General features: G+C 59.2%; 17 protein-coding genes and 3 pseudogenes. 6 read left to right on the forward strand and 14 right to left on the reverse strand.

What is annotated here, in order from left to right:
- Positions 1-221 precede the first annotated feature (221 nt).
- Positions 222-866, forward strand: a complete 645-nt coding sequence (locus A3C3_RS0108805; RefSeq protein ID WP_022714240.1) for an MBL fold metallo-hydrolase — start codon at positions 222-224, stop codon at positions 864-866.
- Positions 867-935: 69 nt separating this feature from the next.
- Here the strand turns inward: A3C3_RS0108805 and A3C3_RS0108810 are convergent, their stop codons facing one another.
- From A3C3_RS0108810 to A3C3_RS0108820, 3 genes are all read right to left on the reverse strand, one after another.
- Positions 936-1349, reverse strand: coding sequence for a BA14K family protein (locus A3C3_RS0108810; protein ID WP_028739506.1), 414 nt, complete (start codon positions 1347-1349; stop codon positions 936-938).
- 145 nt (positions 1350-1494) lie between these two features.
- Positions 1495-1710 (reverse strand): cold-shock protein, encoded by a 216-nt coding sequence (locus tag A3C3_RS0108815; RefSeq protein ID WP_007534130.1) that lies wholly within the window; start codon positions 1708-1710, stop codon positions 1495-1497.
- Between the two features lie 483 nt (positions 1711-2193).
- Entirely contained in the window at positions 2194-3084 is an 891-nt protein-coding gene (locus A3C3_RS0108820) for a DMT family transporter (RefSeq protein ID WP_022714242.1), read from the reverse strand.
- Positions 3085-3207: 123 nt separating this feature from the next.
- Between A3C3_RS0108820 and A3C3_RS38015 the strand changes: the two are divergent.
- A pseudogene (locus A3C3_RS38015) lies at positions 3208-3627 on the forward strand (DUF3052 domain-containing protein); the annotation flags it as partial.
- Here the strand turns inward: A3C3_RS38015 and A3C3_RS0108830 are convergent.
- The 3 genes from A3C3_RS0108830 to A3C3_RS0108840 all read right to left on the reverse strand — a co-directional run bounded on the left by A3C3_RS0108830 (position 3624) and on the right by A3C3_RS0108840 (position 5564).
- A complete protein-coding gene (locus A3C3_RS0108830; protein ID WP_028739542.1) occupies positions 3624-4772 on the reverse strand; it encodes a PQQ-dependent sugar dehydrogenase in 1149 nt (382 codons plus the stop codon). The pseudogene A3C3_RS38015 and the gene A3C3_RS0108830 sit on opposite strands and share 4 nt — an antisense overlap.
- 61 nt (positions 4773-4833) lie before the next feature.
- Complete coding sequence (locus A3C3_RS45985) at positions 4834-5115, reverse strand: hypothetical protein (RefSeq protein WP_183906854.1); 282 nt, start codon at positions 5113-5115, stop codon at positions 4834-4836.
- A gap of 74 nt (positions 5116-5189) precedes the next feature.
- Positions 5190-5564 (reverse strand): hypothetical protein, encoded by a 375-nt coding sequence (locus A3C3_RS0108840; RefSeq protein ID WP_028739507.1) that lies wholly within the window; start codon positions 5562-5564, stop codon positions 5190-5192.
- Positions 5565-5916: 352 nt separating this feature from the next.
- On the opposite strand from A3C3_RS0108840, the gene A3C3_RS0108845 reads away from it, so the two are divergent.
- The 3 genes and pseudogenes from A3C3_RS0108845 (at position 5917) to A3C3_RS0108855 (ending at position 8033) form a co-directional block, all read left to right on the forward strand.
- Entirely contained in the window at positions 5917-7119 is a 1203-nt protein-coding gene (locus A3C3_RS0108845) for a pyridoxal phosphate-dependent aminotransferase (protein WP_028739508.1), read from the forward strand.
- A gap of 113 nt (positions 7120-7232) precedes the next feature.
- Positions 7233-7407, forward strand: a pseudogene (locus A3C3_RS48545) (type II toxin-antitoxin system Phd/YefM family antitoxin); the annotation flags it as partial.
- A 341-nt stretch (positions 7408-7748) separates the two neighbouring features.
- On the forward strand, positions 7749-8033 hold the full coding sequence (locus A3C3_RS0108855) for a DUF2188 domain-containing protein (protein ID WP_022714246.1): 285 nt from the start codon (positions 7749-7751) through the stop codon (positions 8031-8033).
- Positions 8034-8169: 136 nt separating this feature from the next.
- On the opposite strand, the gene A3C3_RS0108865 is transcribed toward A3C3_RS0108855, so the two are convergent.
- From A3C3_RS0108865 to trxB, 5 genes and pseudogenes are all read right to left on the reverse strand, one after another.
- The gene (locus A3C3_RS0108865) at positions 8170-8973 is read right to left on the reverse strand and encodes an aminoglycoside phosphotransferase family protein (protein WP_022714248.1); all 804 of its coding nucleotides are present in this window, start codon (positions 8971-8973) and stop codon (positions 8170-8172) included.
- 73 nt (positions 8974-9046) lie between these two features.
- Positions 9047-10172, reverse strand: a pseudogene (locus tag A3C3_RS41350) (alkene reductase).
- A gap of 104 nt (positions 10173-10276) precedes the next feature.
- Complete coding sequence (locus tag A3C3_RS0108875; RefSeq protein ID WP_022714249.1) at positions 10277-10570, reverse strand: ArsR/SmtB family transcription factor; 294 nt, start codon at positions 10568-10570, stop codon at positions 10277-10279.
- Between the two features lie 546 nt (positions 10571-11116).
- Entirely contained in the window at positions 11117-12013 is an 897-nt protein-coding gene (locus A3C3_RS0108880; protein ID WP_022714250.1) for a LysR family transcriptional regulator VtlR, read from the reverse strand.
- Between the two features lie 23 nt (positions 12014-12036).
- Positions 12037-13011: a thioredoxin-disulfide reductase gene (gene trxB / locus A3C3_RS0108885; protein WP_022714251.1), complete on the reverse strand. Its 975-nt coding sequence runs from the start codon at positions 13009-13011 to the stop codon at positions 12037-12039.
- Between the two features lie 775 nt (positions 13012-13786).
- On the opposite strand from trxB, the gene A3C3_RS0108890 reads away from it, so the two are divergent.
- Positions 13787-14257: an Lrp/AsnC family transcriptional regulator gene (locus A3C3_RS0108890; protein ID WP_022714252.1), complete on the forward strand. Its 471-nt coding sequence runs from the start codon at positions 13787-13789 to the stop codon at positions 14255-14257.
- Positions 14258-14353: 96 nt separating this feature from the next.
- Here the strand turns inward: A3C3_RS0108890 and A3C3_RS0108895 are convergent, their stop codons facing one another.
- The 3 genes from A3C3_RS0108895 to A3C3_RS0108905 all read right to left on the reverse strand — a co-directional run bounded on the left by A3C3_RS0108895 (position 14354) and on the right by A3C3_RS0108905 (position 17380).
- Positions 14354-15400 (reverse strand): glycosyltransferase family 4 protein, encoded by a 1047-nt coding sequence (locus A3C3_RS0108895; RefSeq protein ID WP_033419632.1) that lies wholly within the window; start codon positions 15398-15400, stop codon positions 14354-14356.
- Between the two features lie 33 nt (positions 15401-15433).
- Complete coding sequence (gene greA / locus A3C3_RS0108900) at positions 15434-15910, reverse strand: transcription elongation factor GreA (RefSeq protein ID WP_022714254.1); 477 nt, start codon at positions 15908-15910, stop codon at positions 15434-15436.
- 252 nt (positions 15911-16162) lie between these two features.
- Positions 16163-17380, reverse strand: coding sequence for a T6SS phospholipase effector Tle1-like catalytic domain-containing protein (locus A3C3_RS0108905; protein WP_022714255.1), 1218 nt, complete (start codon positions 17378-17380; stop codon positions 16163-16165).
- Between the last annotated feature and the right edge of the window lie 5 nt (positions 17381-17385).

Here is a 17385-nt window from a genome sequence, read left to right on the forward strand (position 1 = left end):
CCGCTTGACCGCGCGGGCTGAATTCTGGATTCATCGGAAAATCGCAACGAATTGAAATTTAATGATAAAGCGCCACAGCGCTGGGCCATTTCACAAGCGATGAACTGTTGTTACGATGCGTCTTGAAGGCGTGAGGCAAGGGCAATGCCCGCCAAAAGGCGGCTGGCTTTGATGACCTTTCAGGCTATATCGGAAGCAGGCAGAGACAAGCGAGGCATATCATGGGCATGCTCCAGGCCGGCATCATTCCGGTGACACCCTTCCAGCAGAACTGCACGGTTCTCTTCGATCCGGACACGAAGGAGGGCGTAGTCGTCGATCCGGGCGGCGATGTGCCGGTCATTCTCAAAACGCTTGAGGAGAACGGCCTGACCATCAAGCAGATCTGGCTGACGCACGGCCATCTCGACCACGCGGGTGGCGCGAAAGAACTGAAGGAAGCGCTCGGCGTTGAAATCGTCGGTCCGCACGAGGACGATCGGCCATTGCTGGAGCGGATCGAGATGCAGGCGCAGCAATACGGCATTACCGGTCTTCAAAACGTCGTGCCGGACCGCTGGCTGACGGATGGCGACAGGATTTCCTTCGGTAGCCACGAGTTTGAAGTTTATCACACACCCGGCCACGCGCCCGGCCATGTCATCTATTTCAATCGTGCGCAGAACTTCGCCCATCTCGGCGACGTGCTCTTCAACGGCTCGATCGGCCGAACCGATCTGCCGGGTGGCAATCACCAGCAGCTGCTGGGTTCGATCCGCGACAAGGTGCTGCCTCTCGGAGATGATGTCGGCTTCATCTGCGGGCATGGCCCTGGCAGCCGCATCGGCGACGAGCGACGCGGCAACCCGTTCCTCAGGGGCATCTGATCTCGACAGACGACCAAAACAAAAGCGCCGCCCGATGAGCGGCGCTTTGCGTTTTAAATGGTCCGCGGATCAGCCTGCGGTGCAGAAGTGCTCGCGGCCGTCGTTGCCGATGAAGGTGCCGCTTCTCGGATCGAAGCTGCGGTAGCGGTAAGAGCAGTAGCGCTCCCACTGCGGCGTCCAAGGCTCGATATCAGCCCGGACAGGGGCGTAGTAACGCGGCGGTGCGCGGTAAACCGGCGCGGCTTCATATTCCGGCTCATAGGGCGGATCGATATAGCGCGGCTCTTCATAATAGCGCGGCTGATTGGCGATGGCCGAGCCGACGATCACGCCGGTTGCGAGACCGACGGCGCCGCCGACAAGCGCTGCGTCGCCATCGTTATGGTGATGCCACCGGTCACGGGCGGATGCTTCGCCGATCACAGAAAGGGAGAGGGCTGCGGCAGTAGCGGTCAGAAGAAATGTCTTGGCGAGCCTGTTCATGATCATATCCTATTCTTGGAACCCCGTGAGCGGTTCCTGCACCGTGATGATGACAAGATAGTGGCGGCTATCTGAACGGACGCTGAATGACAAACCCGGCATAGCTGCCGGGCCTCAACTCGAATTCGACGGCCTTGTGGAGGCCTCAGCCCGCAATCTGCAGATTGACGGCCTTGGGGCCTTTGCCGCGACGATCCGGCTCCGTGTCGAAGCTGACCTTCTGATTTTCCGTCAGGCCGGCAAGGCCGGATGCCTGAACGGCAGAAATGTGAACAAAGATGTCGGCGCCACCCTTATCCGGCTTAATGAATCCGAAGCCTTTGTCGGTATTGAAGAATTTTACAGTGCCAGTCTCGGCCATGCGTCAGGTCCTTTTCTCTCTGCCCGCCATCCACACGGGCAGCATCAACTATGTCCCTTGCGGGGCGTTGGCAGGCAATTCTTGAAATTCGAGAAAAAGGTCCCCTCTACCTCGGCCTGTCTCATGACGGGATTATTCCCCATCTTGGCGAGACCGGCTGACCGGAATATTAGCGTTTCCGGCGCGCACATACTTAAGGACTTCCCATGCTCGCAAAATGCCCGAACGCCGTGAGATTGCTGCGATTAAGGGGAATTGGCAAGCAAAAGTTTTTTAACGTGTTATCGAAAGCACATTGAGGCCGGCCATCCTATTTGCGTCAAAACGCAAAATTTCGCTCGCAGTCCAGGTATGTCAAAGGTTTTGTATTGCTTGCAATATAAGTTGAGAGCAGTTTTTCCCAAAAATGCAATGATAGCGCGTCTTGAACGGCGCGCTTAAATTTTTTCTAGAATTGCCGTCCAACCCGGAAAAAGCCATTGCTCAAGCGGGCTGGCTGCGTCTTTTTTTGAGTTCCGGTACCAATTCGACCACAAGCATAGCGATAAACATCAGCGCACCGCCTGCATAGCCGAGCGGCGGCATCGTCTCTCCAAGTAGGAGGGCGCCGAGTGCCGAGCCGAAGAGCGCTTCGGAGGAGAGGAAGATGGCGGCTTGCGACGGCGTGGTGTAGCGCTGGCCGATCACCTGCAGCACGAAAGCGACGCCCGAAGAGAAGACGCCGACATAGAGGATCTCCGGTGCCGCGCCCAAGATCGCCTCCATGCTGATAGGCTCGACAATCGCGGCCACGAAGAGCGCGGCGACCGCCGTCACGGCGAATTGGGCTGCCGACAGCGTAAGGGGCCTTCCCGTCTCGGAGACCGTCGTGCCGGCGAGCGTGATCTGTATCGCCAAGAACGCGGCACAGACCACCGTCAGGCCGTCGCCCGTGGTCAGCGCCGAAAGATGCCCGCCGGACAGCATGTAGATACCGGCGACGGCCATGATGGCAGCCGGCCAGATGATCCAGTGCGGCGGTCGGCGCAGGAAGGCGACTGCGATCAGCGGCACGAAGACAACATAGAGCCCGGTGATGAAGCTGGAGTTCGTCACGGTCGTCGTCTGAAGCCCGATCTGTTGCGTCGAAGCGCCGCCGAAAAGGGCAAGGCCGATCAAGATATAGAGCCCCAGGTGGCGGCGCGTCGTCTCAACACTGGCCCTGCGCACTTCAACGAACAGGAAAGGCAGGACGGCGACGGTCGCCACTGCAAAACGCAACCCTATGAACCAGAACGGACCGATTGCCTTCATGGCCGTCGACTGCGCGACGAAGCCGCCGCCCCAGATGGCGGCAGCAAGCAATAGAAGGAGGTTCGCCTGGACGCGCGTCATATCAGTCCTCGATGTGGGGCAGGTTGTATCGAGGACGGTTACCAGTTGCATTTCGTTCCGGCAAGGGCGAAGAAAGGCTCGTTCAGAGTGCCGGGATTGCGTGCACGGCTGAAAGAATGACCCGCCGGTTACTCCGGAATTCCGCTTGCCAAAAAGCTCGGCCTGAGGGACGGGCAGGCGGCCTTGCTGATCTGTGTGCCCGACGCTATCGGCGAGATCAGCGGCTTTGCCGGCTTCTCGCGCGTTGATGATGCGCTACCCGAAGACGGCGCATGTTTTGACTACATACTTGTCTTCGAAGCCAAGCGTGTTGCACTGGAAGGCATGGCAGGTCACTTTTTGAGGGCCTTGAATCCTGACGGCATGCTCTGGATATCCTGGCCGAAGAAGGCAGCGCGCTTGCCGACGACGATAACTGAGGATGTGCTGCGGGCAATCCTGCTTCCGATCGGTCTCGTGGACGTCAAGGTCTGTGCCTGTGCCATCGATTCCGTCTGGTCCGGCCTGAAATTCGTGATCCGCAAGGAACTGCGCAATGCCTAGCCGTTCTGGCGGTCGGAGCGCGAGACACGCAGCAGTGCGCCATCGGCCTCGTCCGTGACTACCAAGAGCGCACCGTCCGGTGCGACGATAACATCCCTCAGGCGGCCGTAATCACCCTCGAAAATCTGCTCCCCTGCAACGAAGGTACCGTTTTTGTCGCGTTGCATGCGGGCGAGCAGTTCGAATTTGAGCGCTGCGACAACGAAGTCGCCGTCCCATTCGGGAAACATTTTGCCGCGATAGATCGCGAGCGCGCCTGGCGCGATCGACGGATCCCAATAATGCAGCGGCTGTTCCAGTCCTTTCTTGGCCGTGCCTTCGCCGATCTTTGAGCCGGAGTAATTACGTCCATAGCTGATGATCGGCCAGCCATAGTTCTTGCCGGGTTCAATGACATTGATTTCGTCGCCGCCGCGTGCGCCGTGCTCGACGGTGTAGAGTTTGCCGTCGGCAAGGTCGAAGGTGATGCCCTGCGGGTTGCGATGGCCTTTCGACCAGATTTCCGGCAGCGCCTTTCCGCTGTCCTTGAACGGGTTGTCCGCAGGGATGCTGCCATCGGCATTGATATGCACGATCGAGCCGGCATCATCTTTCCAGTCCTGCGAGCGATTGCTGTCGCCGCGGTCGCCGATGCTGATAAAGAGACTACCGTCGCCCGCCATGGCGATGCGCGAACCGTATTGGATGCTGCCGCCGGTGAACTGCTTCATCGTGAAGATCGACTTCACGTTCTCGAGTTTGCTGCCGTCGGTGGTAAGCGCGGCGCTGAAGGCTTCGGTTCCCGAGCCTCTTCGATTGGCGGTCGATGCCGTGAAATAGATCGTGCGGCTCGTCGCAAAATCCGGCGCAAGTGCCACATCCATCAAACCGCCCTGGCCACGGGCGCGGACGTCCGGCACGCCTCCGATCGGATCTGAAAGCGTGCCGTCCCTGACGATCCGCATCCGCCCAGGCCGTTCGGTCACCAGATAGGCGCCGTCAGGGAGCACTTCCACAGCCCAGGGATGCTCCAGCCCTTCCGCCAGGGTTTCGACGCTGACTGCCACCTTCTCGGTCTCGACCCTGTCTGCTGCCGCGGCGAAACCGGGTGCGAAGACCGGCAGGCCGAAAAGCACCGAAGCGGCGAATGTTCTGGCGATAGTCATGTGGCGTTTCCCGTCGCTTTCATCCACTTTCAACGTGGAGCGGAGGCAGGGCGCTTCAACCTTATTGCGGCGCGGATAACGGCTTTGTGTTTTGACGTTGAATGGAAGCGGTCGGCGTCGTGTCCACCAGCTCGCGTCCCGCGAAGGCGTGCTGCAGCAGGATCTGCGCGACGGCAGCCTTGCCCTTGATGTAGAAGCCGTCGCTCATCAGCGCGATGCCGTACAGGGCAAGCCCGGCGATGCCGAGCGCAATCATCCGCTCGACCGTCGAAAAGCGCGAGAAAAGGAAGCCTTTCTCACGCTGCTGCGGTCCGTCATGGGCTGCGGCTGCCGCCGTCGCCATGGCCAGTTCGAGGTAAGAGGGAAGCGGTTCGAACCCGTACGCATCCCGGTTTCCGTTGCGGGGGCTTGACACCATTACCGGGTCCTCGTGGTCAATAGGCGCTTGATACGGCGGCGCCATACTGCAAGTGCGCCCGCAGCGGTCAGGGCGAAAACCAGCATGGTCAGCCCGCGCATGATCTGCCCGTCGGCGTGTGTCGTCATCCGCGGCGCCTTCGCCGAAGCCGCAGGCAGGGCGGTCGCTTCGGTTGCTGCCGGCACCGGTACGGTGACGGAGCCGGTTGTTTGCTCGGTCTTCTGCGGCTGCGGCGTCCCTTCGGCGCGAGCTGTCGAAATGACCCCGAATGCCGTCATCGTCGAAGCGGCAACGACGCCTGCTGCAATCAAAAGAGAAAGCGAAACCCGGCGGGCGCGAAGCCGCCCTGCGGCTCGCTCGTCCTCCAGAAACATTGGCATACCCTCAACAACCAATTACGGAGCGCTATAGATGAGGCTTAGATCCCGGCAGGCTCGCGACCGAATTGCGGCATGCCTTGTCATTTGTTGCGGCATAATCATGGCAAAGGCTGAATCCGGCGAAGTTTTTGATTCCAGGGATGAAATCGGCATCTCTTCAGAAAGTGATTCAAGTTCTTCGCAAAGTGATTCATGCTTCGACCGCCGCGCTCGGCAATTGATCAATAAGAATCATTGGCACCATCACGCCTTTGCGCTTGAAATGACGCCGTACATTGGACATAGAGCTAACCGCAGAACTCCGGTCCCGGCCTTCTGCCCGTTTCAACCGTATAGGACCGATATCATGGCCTTTCTTGCCGATGCTCTTTCCCGTGTGAAGCCTTCAGCCACCATCGCCGTCTCCCAGAAAGCGCGTGAGCTGAAAGCAAAGGGGCGCGATGTGATCGGCCTCGGCGCCGGCGAGCCGGACTTCGATACGCCGGACAATATCAAGAAGGCCGCTATCGAGGCGATCAATCGCGGCGAGACGAAGTACACGCCGGTTTCCGGCATCCCGGAACTGCGCAAGGCGATCGCCGCGAAGTTCAAGCGCGAGAACGGCCTGGAATATTCCTGGGAGCAGACGATCGTCGGCACCGGCGGCAAGCAGATCCTGTTCAACGCCTTCATGGCGACACTGAACCCTGGCGACGAAGTCGTCATTCCGGCTCCCTACTGGGTGTCCTATCCGGAGATGGTGGCGCTTTGCGGCGGCACACCTGTCGTCGTCTCGACCACGCAGGAAAACAACTTCAAGCTCCAGGCAGCGGATCTCGACAAGGCGATCACGCCGAAGACCAAGTGGTTCGTCTTTAACTCGCCGTCGAACCCGTCAGGTGCTGCCTATACGCTTGCCGAACTCAAGGCGCTGACCGACGTGCTGCTCAAGCATCCGCATGTCTGGGTGCTCACCGACGACATGTACGAGCACCTGACCTATGGCGACTTCAAGTTCGTCACGCCGGTAGAAGTCGAGCCGAAGCTCTACGACCGCACGCTGACGATGAACGGGGTCTCCAAGGCCTATGCGATGACCGGCTGGCGTATCGGCTACGCGGCCGGGCCGCTTGAGCTCATCAAGGCCATGGATATGGTCCAGGGGCAGCAGACCTCGGGTGCGACGTCGATTGCCCAGTGGGCCGCCGTCGAGGCGCTGAACGGGACGCAGGATTTCATCCCGGTGAACAAGAAGATCTTCGAGGGCCGCCGCGATCTGGTGGTTTCAATGCTGAACCAGGCCAGAGGCATCACCTGCCCGTCGCCGGAGGGCGCCTTTTACGTCTACCCGTCCTGCGCCGGCCTGATCGGCAAAACCGCGCCTTCTGGCAAGGCCATCGAGACCGACGAAGATTTCGTTTCCGAGCTGCTCGAAAGTGAAGGCGTCGCCGTCGTGCACGGCTCGGCCTTCGGGCTCGGCCCGAACTTCCGCATTTCCTATGCGACCTCGGAAGCTCTGCTCGAGGAAGCCTGCAAGCGCATCCAGCGCTTCTGCGCCGCCTGCAAGTAAAGCTGTTGGCAGAATTGAAGAAAGGCCCGTCAGCGATGGCGGGCTTTTCCCTTTTGATCCCATCGTTGACGGTGTGGCTGGGTGGCTGCATTTGACGCAAGAAAACTTTATCGATCCACGATCCCAAGAACGGCCAGACTGAGCTTGCATCGCGAAACGGCGGTCCGGTCTTCGATCTCGTCCCGCATAAGCAGCGCGGGGGGTGAACCTTGATGCGGCCGAAGCCTACCTCAAGAGCAAGGCATCACGAGGACGCAGATGTTCAAAGCCGACGATTTCGATGATCCCTGCCAGAGGCGACCCCTTCGGCCCGCCTTCTGCTCGCCCAATGCCCAAGTCGAAGGACTGCAGCTCGTGACGATCGACCGGGCTCTGGCAGGCTATCCGCCGGCCCTGAAATTCTGATTCGGTTCTTCGACAGCCGATGATCTTCCCCATCAGGCAGTGCGACTGCGTGGCGAATTTGCAGTCTTGTGCATTTAATGGAATACTGCCGATATTGGTCAGCCGGAAGTAATCGCGGCGTGCCTCGTAATTCTCGCCTTGCCGCGCGCGATGGAACCGGATGCAGTCCGGCGACCTTCGGCTGATTGCCGACAGATCGGGTAACGAGAAAAGAGGAGAGGTGCATGATCAAGGTGGTTTACGAGGTCGTTCCCCATGACGGCGGCTGGGCCTACCGGCTGGGAGAAGTCTATTCTGAAGCGTTCCCGTCGCATGCCGAAGCGCTGGAGGCAGCCCGCATCGTCGCGGCCGAACAGCAGGTCGGCGGCGATTCCGCCGAGATCAGCTGGCAGGACGAGAAAGGCAAATGGCATGAGGAATATGCCGAAGGCGGCGACCGGCCGGAGACGGAAGTCGTCGATACCAAATGGAAGGGTGGCGGTTCCGCCGATGTCTCTCCGCGTGCCTGAGCCGAGCGCCCGTTCGACGACCATGTTGATGAAGCCGCTTTTCCGCGGCATTCAAGCGCAGGCTCTTGCGCGTGGCGTATATTCTCCAATCTGCCGCATGAAGAAAACATCCTCTGACCTTTATTGAAGGAAGCCGCTAGGCTTGCCGCAACTCCGCCAGAGCGATGCGCGCGACGGAAAGCGGGTTCTCAGCAGACGTATTCATATTGTCGCCGAGGAACCAAGCCGCCGACAGGCCGGAATAGGCAGCAATCCATTGCAGCAGGCGTTTGGGCTCCATGCCGGTTTCGGCACAAACGATCCGGAGCTGGCGCCGGAGGCGTCCCGGCACGCTGATGGCCGGAAGGTCTTCATTGGCGAAAGTATTGGCATAGTCGAAGCCGCGTTCGCCGATCAGGCCCTTCGGGTCGATCGCAAGCCACCCGTCTTCTTCGAAATCGAGAATGTTGCTGTGGTGAATGTCGCCGTGCAGCACGACCGGATCGCGCGGATCGGAAAGCAGCGTCTCGGCGATAGCACTGCATTCGGGAAGGATGCCGCCATAAGTTCTCGCTGCAGGCGCCAGTTCCCGGAACCAGCGGCGGAGCGGGATGAGACCGGGCAGGGGCTTTTGGCGCGGTGCGTGCAGTCTTTCGACGGTGCGGCAGATGATCCGGCTTGCCTCATCGTCTTCGCCATCCATCGCCATCTTCAGCAGCGAGCGACCGCCCGTCGCCCGTTCGAGCAGAACAGCTTCGTCATCATGAGCATAGACTTTGGCGGCCCCGCCGCCGTCCCACCAGTGCATCAACGCACCGCCGGCCCTTTCGGCCACGTCACGAGACTTCTTGAGCATTGCCGGTTTGCCGTTCCAAAGGACGGGCAGGAGGTGACTGGAATGGGTGATGATCGGTTCGCCGTCCGGCGCCAGCGACCAGCGGTCGAGATGGGATTCGAACATGGCCGCATTCTAACGGCGGCAGTGGAAAAAGAAATCCCGCGCAAGGCGGGATTTCATCCAGTACGTCTGACAGTCAGGCGACCTTTTCGAGCAGTGGATAGTCGATGTAACCCTTTGCCCCGCCGCCATAGAAGGTGGCCTGGTCCGGCGTGTTCACCGGCAGGTTCTTTTGCAGGCGTTCGACCAGATCCGGATTGGCGATGAAGGGCTTGCCGAAGGCGACCAGGTCGGCGCGGCCGTCTTTCGACGGCATCGATTGCCATCTGACGGTCGTAGCCGTTGTTGACCATCCAGTTTGCATGGCCGCCAGCCTTTTCATAAGCCTGGCGCAGATCCTTGTAGTCGAAGGGTGGATTTGTCCCCTGCGTGTAGTCGCGCTTGCCGCCCGTCTGGCCCTCGATAACGTGGACATAGGCGAGGTCATATCTGGCGAGGCCTTCGACGACATAGGTGAAAAGCGCCTGCGGATCCGAATCATAGCTTTCGCCCGAGGGTGTGACCGGCGAAATACGGATCGCCGTGCGGCCGGCACCGATTTCCCGAGTCACGGCATGGACCACCTCGAAGGTGAAGCGGGCGCGGTTTTCGATCGAGCCGCCATACCGGTCGGTGCGGTCGTTGACGCCATCGCGAAGGAATTGGTCGAGCAGGTAGCCGTTTGCGCCATGGATTTCGACGCCGTCGAAACCTGCGTCGATCGCAGCGCGCGTTGCCTTGCGATAATCCTCGATGATGCCGGGAATTTCAGATGTCTCGAGCGCACGCGGCTCGGAGGTCTCCGCGAAGCTGCCGGTACCATCGGCGTTGACCAGATAGGTCTTCGCCGTCGCGACTTTATTGGTTGAAGAGACCGGCTTGCCGCCGTTCGGCTGCAGCGTGGTGTGCGAGATGCGGCCGACATGCCACATCTGTACGACGATTTTGCCGCCGCCTGCATGCACGGCATCCGTCACGCGCTTCCAGCCATCGAGAGCTTCTTTCTTGTAGAGACCGGGAACGTCGGCGTAACCTTGGCCCTGGTGTGTGATTGCCGTTGCCTCGGTGATGATGAGACCGGCTGTGGCGCGCTGGCGATAATATTCGACGTTCAGATCGTTCGGGATCGCGCCGGGCGAGCGGTTGCGGGTCAGCGGTGCCATGACGATGCGGTTCCTGACGGCAATGTCGCCAATCTGCGCGGGTTCGAAAAGCTTGTTCATGGAAGTCCTTTCCTGTTCTGGCGGGAGGATCACTCCGCATGGCGGGTGAACTCGACCCGGCGGAGAGATAGGCAAGTGCGGTGGCGCTGACGCCGATCAGGCTGTCACAGATCCTGGCTTAGTTGCTTGAGGAAGGCAGCGATCGCTTCTTCGTTGCGCTTGTAGAAAACCCATTGGCCGACGCGCCTGGTCGTGACGAGGCCGGCGCGGCTCAATGTTGCAAGATGAGCGGATACGGTCGATTGCGAAAGGCCGCAGCGCTCGAACTGGCTGGCGCAGACACCCATTTCCAAAGGGTGCTCCTGGGAGGAGAAGTGCTCCTTCGGATCCTTCAGCCAGTTGAGGATTTCCACCCGCATCGGGTGGGAAAGCGCTTTCAGGATTTCATCTCTATCCATCGTCTTATGCCGAACTATAAATCGGATTTTATCGATATATGGATCGCGGTTATTCGATATGCAAATCACGAGGACGTGAGCTGTTCTGTTTTGGTGACTGCCTAAATTTCAAGCAAAAAAGAGGGCCGCCGAAAAGTTCGGGGCCCTTTAAGGTGTGAAGGTCAAAAACCTCCAGAGGGGAACAGCTAATGCGGTGGCACTGGGAGAGAAGCCACCGAAGTGCATCAGCTACGTGCGATATGGTGCTTTCTTGGGCAGCTTTCAATGCATTATTATGCATGTCTGCCATGCGCTGCACAAATTATGTTGCGATGCAGCGATTCTGGGCAAAAAAAGAGGGCCGCCGAAAGTTCGGGGCCCTTTAAGGTGTGAAGGTCAAAAACCTCCAGAGGGGAACAGCTAATGCGGTGGAACTGGGAGGAAAAGCCACCGTGTGCATCAGCTGAGTGCGATATGGTGTTTAATTGAGCAAACGGCAACCCTCTTTTGTGCATGCCAGTCATGCGTTGGTTGCATGGTCAGCATTTTAGTGAACAAAAACGGGAATCAGAAGTTCCAGTTTCTCGCCTTGCTGACGATAAAATCGCGGAATGCCTTCAGCTTTGCGGCATTCTTGATTTCGTCCGGATAGCAGAAATAGGTGTCGAACGAGGGCACGTCGGCGTTGATCGCTAGCTGGATGAGACCCGGATCGCGTCCGACGATGTAATCCGGCATGCAGGCGACACCGATGCCAAGCAGGCAGGCGCGCTTGATCGAGGTCTGGCTGTTGATCTGCAGATGCGGAATCCGCTTGTTGTCCGAGGAGCGGCCGGCAATTTCCAGCCAGTTTACGTCCAGCAGATAGCTGGGGGCGGGCTCACCGAAGGTAATGATGCGGTGATTGTCCAGGTCCTCGACCGACTGAGGCTCGCCGTAGCGGTTAATATAGGACGGGGCGGCATAGACGTGCATATGCACGGTGAAGAGCTTGCGCTGAATGAGATCGGACTGCTGCGGTTGGCGCAGGCGGATGGCGCAATCTGCATGACGCATGTTCACGTCCAGTTCCTCGTTGTCGAGGATGAGCTGGATCTGGACGTCCGGATAGAGCTGCATGAACTCCTGGATCTTGTCCGTCAGCCAGCCCTGGCCGAGGCCGACGGTGGTGGTCACCCGCAGCTTGCCGGTGGGCGTTTCTGTCGTTTCCGTGAGCTGCATCTTCACCGTTTCGAGCTTCAGCAGCACGTCATGGGCGGTGCGATAGAGCAGTTCGCCCTGTTCCGTCAGGATCAGGCCGCGGGCATGGCGATGGAAGAGTTTGGTGCCGACGTCCTGCTCCAGCGCGCTCACCTGGCGGCTGATCGCGGATTGGGAGAGATGCAGCTTGTCGGCCGCATGCGTGAACGATCCGGCCTCGGCAGCCGCGTGAAAAATACGCAGCTTGTCCCAATCCAATGGCATCCCCCCACCCCTCATAGCCGATCTTACTCCGCGGCCACGGCGACGGGCATGTGGCCCGTGAGATAACGCTCGGCTTCGAGGGCGGCCATGCATCCCATGCCGGCGGCGGTGACCGCCTGCCGGAAGGTGTCGTCCGTCACGTCACCCGCAGCATAGATCCCCTCTATGCTGGTTGCGGTCGAATCCGGAGCGGTCCAGAGATAGCCGTTGTCCTTGAGCTTGAGCTTGCCCTTGAAAAGTTCGGTTGCCGGCGCATGGCCGATCGCCACGAAGACGCCGTCGACCGAAACGTCGCTGATGGCGCCGGTGCGGGTATCGCGCAAGCGCGCGCCGGTAACGGAAGGCGGCATCGGCGGTTTCGCCGGCGTGCCGGTGATTTCGGCGACTTCGGTGTTCCAGAGAACCGTCACATTCTCCTTCGAGAAGAGGCGCTCCTGCAGGATCTTTTCGGCACGGAAGGCATCGCGGCGATGCACGACCGTCACCGACTTCGTGATATTGGAAAGATAAAGGGCTTCCTCGACGGCGCTGTTGCCGCCGCCAACGACGATGACGTCCTTGTTGCGATAGAAGAAGCCATCGCAGGTGGCGCAGGCTGAAACGCCAAAGCCCTGGAAATGCTGTTCGCTTTCGATGCCGAGCCATTTTGCCTTGGCGCCGGTCGCGATGATCAGTGTATCGGCGGTCCAGACCTGGCCGCTGTCGGTGCGGGCCACGAAGGGCCGCTGGTTCATCTCGACCTCGGTTACGATATCGCTGACGATCTCTGCGCCGACATGCTTGGCCTGGTGCAGCATCTGGTCCATCAGCCACGGGCCCTGGATCGGGTCGGCAAAGCCCGGATAGTTCTCGACATCCGTCGTGATCATCAATTGCCCGCCTTGCTCCATCCCGGCGATCAGCACCGGCTTCAGCATCGCGCGTGCCGCATACACTGCGGCCGTATAGCCCGCGGGACCGGAGCCGATGATGAGAACTTTAGTGTGTCGGGCAGTCATGGTCCGGATCCTTTGGTGGCAGGCATCCTGTGGAAGCCGTGCGAGATATCGTAATAAACGCTTTTGTATAGTCTAGGGATGAACCAAGCTACCTTTCAAGGGGACAGCATGGAATACGCACAAGTGCTTACGCTCTTATCACGAGCTATCCGCAGATGTTTTTGTTGGTTCGACCCCGACGCCCTCGTTTTCGCTGGCTGATGCTGTTATCGACCATTTCATCCACACCGCTACAACAGAGAGCCAGTAATGGGCAAGCGCCGATCACCATTTCCGTTGAACGATCCGCGAGCGAGTACCAAAAGTTATTGAAAACAGTGTCTGACGAAAGGCGATATCAATTTTGTCTATGATGGATCTCTGACCTATCCTTTTACCGGCCAACCAGTCGAGCCGGGCTTAATATCCCAGATTGGGGCCCCGGATCTGATGAAGAAGCCTTAGGGATCGACGTGCATATATGCCACTTTCGGGCTATTTTTGCCTCGCTAGGGCTTGCTGTTGCCGAGGTCACTGCATCTCGGCCGCAACACGATTATAAAGCATGGCGGTTCGGTAGACGCTTAACGAGGACGATGTATGGATTGGCGCGGGATACTGTGTGGTTTGCACCTATCAAAGGCTTCATCATAGGCGTGCATGCCCTCGCCAAGGGCAAGTTCGAACCTCAATTGAATACAGGTTGGCAGCGAGGCTCGGCGTTTGAAGTTGTCGCGGGCAATAATAGGAAGCGGCCTGCAAACGGCCGATCGAAAAAGAAACAGGAAGCTCTACCATGGTGATGCGCGTCGAACTTGATGCGATAGATATGAAGATTCTGCGCGAGCTCCAGAATGATGGCCGGATGACGAATGTCGAACTTGCCGAGCGGGTCGGTATCTCGGCGCCGCCCTGTCTCAGGCGGGTGCGTAAGCTGGAGGAATCCGGATTCATCCGTGGCTATCGGGCGCTTTTGAATGCGCCGGCGCTCGGTTATGATCTGGTGGCCTTCTGTATGGTCGGTCTGAAACATCAGTCGGATGCCAATCTCAAGGCATTTGCGAAGCAGACAGCCAATTGGCCGCTCGTGCGAGAGGCCTGGATGGTGTCGGGCGAATCCGATTTTCTCTTGCAGTGCGTCGCTGAGAACCTAGCGGGCTTTCAGGATTTCGTGATCGAAGAGCTCACGGCCACGGAGAATGTGGATACCGTGCGGACGATGTTGACCATTCGACAGGTAAAGGATGTCTCTCTGGTAGACATTTAGACATACTGGCGCGCGGTATCTCCGATTATCGACGATGCGGTCGCCAGTGCCTATCTCGAACGTTTCAAGCGCAGCCGTAACCGAGAGAATTGACCGCTACCGCCGAAGAAGGTCCTCATAGACGGCTTTCAATGCCGTGGCCTCGCCTTCCAGTGCAAAATTTGCCCGCACATGCGCGAGCGCAATCTCGCCACGGGCGAGCGTCCTTTGTGGATCGGCGAGATAGGGTGCGATTGCCTTCGTGAGAGCTTCGCCATCGCCGGCCTGAACGACGCTTCCGTTCGTCCCGTCCTCGATCATTTCGGCATAGGCTCCGGCGTCCGATGCCACAACCGCAGTCTCCGATGCCATAGCTTCGAGAGGCGTCAGCCCGAAACCTTCATTTCGGGAAGGGGCAACATATAGGGTCAGGCGGCGGTACCAGACCTTGATGTCTGGCACTTCGCCCAGAAAGACGATCCGATCTTCAAGGCCGGCGGCGGCGATATCGGCCTTCAGCTTGTCGGCGAAAGCGGTATGCTCTGCCGTGACCCGGCCGGAGATCACCGCCGTCCAATCCGGATGTTGCGGCAGCAGATCGATCATCGACCGAACGAATAGGTCGGTGCCTTTCTGATGCCTTATGCGGCCGAAGCAGCCCACGAGATACCTGCCGGGCAGACCGGTGGCCTTTATGGTGTCCTCGGCGGTCCGGGGTGGATGGAAAAGTTCCAGATCGACGCCGTGGCGGATGACAATATGCGGCACCTGGAGGAAGGAGCCGGACCGCGCATTGGTCGCGACGACCGCGTCCATCCGGCGGATAAGCCAGCGCGTGTAGGCGGTATGGCGGCGCTGGGCGGCCGACGTAAAGAGCAGCTTCAATGGCATGCGCAAAACGTGCCGCAGCACGATACCAGCGGCCATCTCGTTGTTGCGGCGTGCGTGCCACACGCGCTGCCGGCGTCCGGCTGACGGACGCCATGCGCCAAGAAGCTGTCTCCACGTCAGCTTCGGTAGGTCTTTCGGTAAGCCGGGGCCGAGCGTTGCAATCTTGATGCCGAGCCTGACCTGGAGGGGAATCAGCTGAACGATCGTCGACGTGACGCCGGAGAGGCGCTGCTTGAAGTTCGGTGCGATGATTTCGACGTCAGCTATATCCATCGCGGCCGGCTTGACCGTTTCCGCCACAGGCAATCAACCCCAGGAGATCGACAGGACTTCGTAGGCTTTCGAGCCGCCCGGTGCGATGACCTCGATGGAATCGCCGACTACCTTGCCGATCAGCGCGCGGGCGATAGGGGAGGAGATGGAAATGCGGCCGGCTTTCACGTCGGCTTCCTGATCGCCGACGATCTGGTAGGTCTTTTCTTCCTCGGTGTCCTCGTCGACGAGTTTGACCTTGGCGCCGAACTTGATCTTGTCGCCGGACATCTTCGCAAGGTCGATCACTTCGGCGCGCGCCGTCAGGTCTTCGAGCTCGCTGATGCGGCCCTCGTTGTGGCTCTGCGCTTCCTTGGCTGCGTGATATTCGGCGTTTTCGGAAAGATCGCCATGGGCACGGGCTTCGGCGATCGCTTCGATGATGCGCGGGCGCTCCTCCTGCTGACGCCAGCGCAGTTCTTCCTGCAGCTTGACGAAACCACCCTGTGTCATCGGAACCTTATCAACCATTTTCCTGTCCTTTGATCTTCGTGTCCTATAGTCAGGCAGCGACACAAAAGAAAACAGGTCCCGAAGGGGACTTCGGAACCGTGCAATAATCCTAATCGCCCGCTTATAGCAGATCGTTGCCGCCGATTTCCATAAAATTCGTAATGGCGCGCGCCCGGCTAACTGTCTGCTCACAGCACGCCGATCGCGTTGGTGAAGATGTGAGTCGGATCAAGCGCTTGGACGCGTGATCGAAGAGAGTGATTCAAGCCGTTAAGAAACGAAGTCAGGATTTGCTGGCAAATTCGGCGGATTGTAGGGGCCGGCATTCATCCGTTCCTTGACCGAGATATGGATCAGCGCATCGTGCGGAATGAAGCGTCGGTCGCTCAACGGGAAATAGACCGCATCCCGGTTGCTGTGCCTGCGCCAGGAATTTTCCGGCACGCGCCGCGGAATGTATTCGACGATTTTCCATCCGGCGGTCATGGAATCATGGATGGGAGCAGTGGCGTCCAGAGACACATACTTCTTTCCGCCTTTTCCGAGCACGATGTCGTTGACGATGCGGGTGCGGTAGAGGAGCCCGGCCGGTTGCGTTTCCTGGATCATCCAGGCGAGGGGGATCTTGACTGCCCCGCTTTGCGCTTCCGGATAGCCGCCGCCGATATCGCCGTGGACGCCGGCGAACCAGACTTCCCGGAAATTCTGCTTCGCCACCGGTGCCTTCGGCCGGAACGGGCGGCCCCAATATTCCTGGTCCCGCTCCCAGAGCTCTGGCTGGAACATCGTCCGCCGTTCATCTATGGCGACTGCGTGCCGCACCCATTCGACGCTCGGGTTCTTGCGGGTGAAAGGATGGGTCTTGAACTGCGGAAACCATTTCCCCGTTTCGATCACTGAGGTCACCGTGTCGAAAAGACCAAGCAGCTTGATCGGCGGGCGGTCGTTTCGGAGCATGCGTTCGTAGAGACGCATGGCGGCGAAAGCAGAGGACGGATCCTCGCCGCCATTTTCTGCAGCGCCGCCGGCTTTCTCTTCGTGCGCGGAAATTCCCTTGTAGGTCCTGTAGGCATAATCGAGCAGGTTGAGATGATGCCGGCTTGTAAGGCCGAAGGCATGGATGAAACCCGCTAGCACCCGCGCCGAATAAGCGCCACGGCTGAAGCCGAAGATGTAGATGCGGTCGCGGTCGGAATGCCGCCGAGCGGCGTCGGGCGGGCCGCGATCGTAGTTTTCGACCAGGAAGCGGTAAGCTTCCTTGACGTTCTGGTCGAGGCCCCAGCCCGTCGCGAGCCCGAAAACCTCATAGGATTTGCGAAGCAGTCTCGACCAGGCATTGGCCGCGCCGAACGTGCCGACGCCTGGATCGTAGTAGACGATCTGCGCATCCGAGCGTTTCAAGGTGCCGAACAGTCTGACAATATTGGTCCGGTCGGCCGAAATCTCGTTCGATGTGCCATCGAACAGAATGACGATGTTCTTTGCCATCAATC

Origin of the sequence: Rhizobium mongolense USDA 1844 (assembly GCF_000419765.1) — a bacterium.
GTDB lineage: Bacteria > Pseudomonadota > Alphaproteobacteria > Rhizobiales > Rhizobiaceae > Rhizobium > Rhizobium mongolense.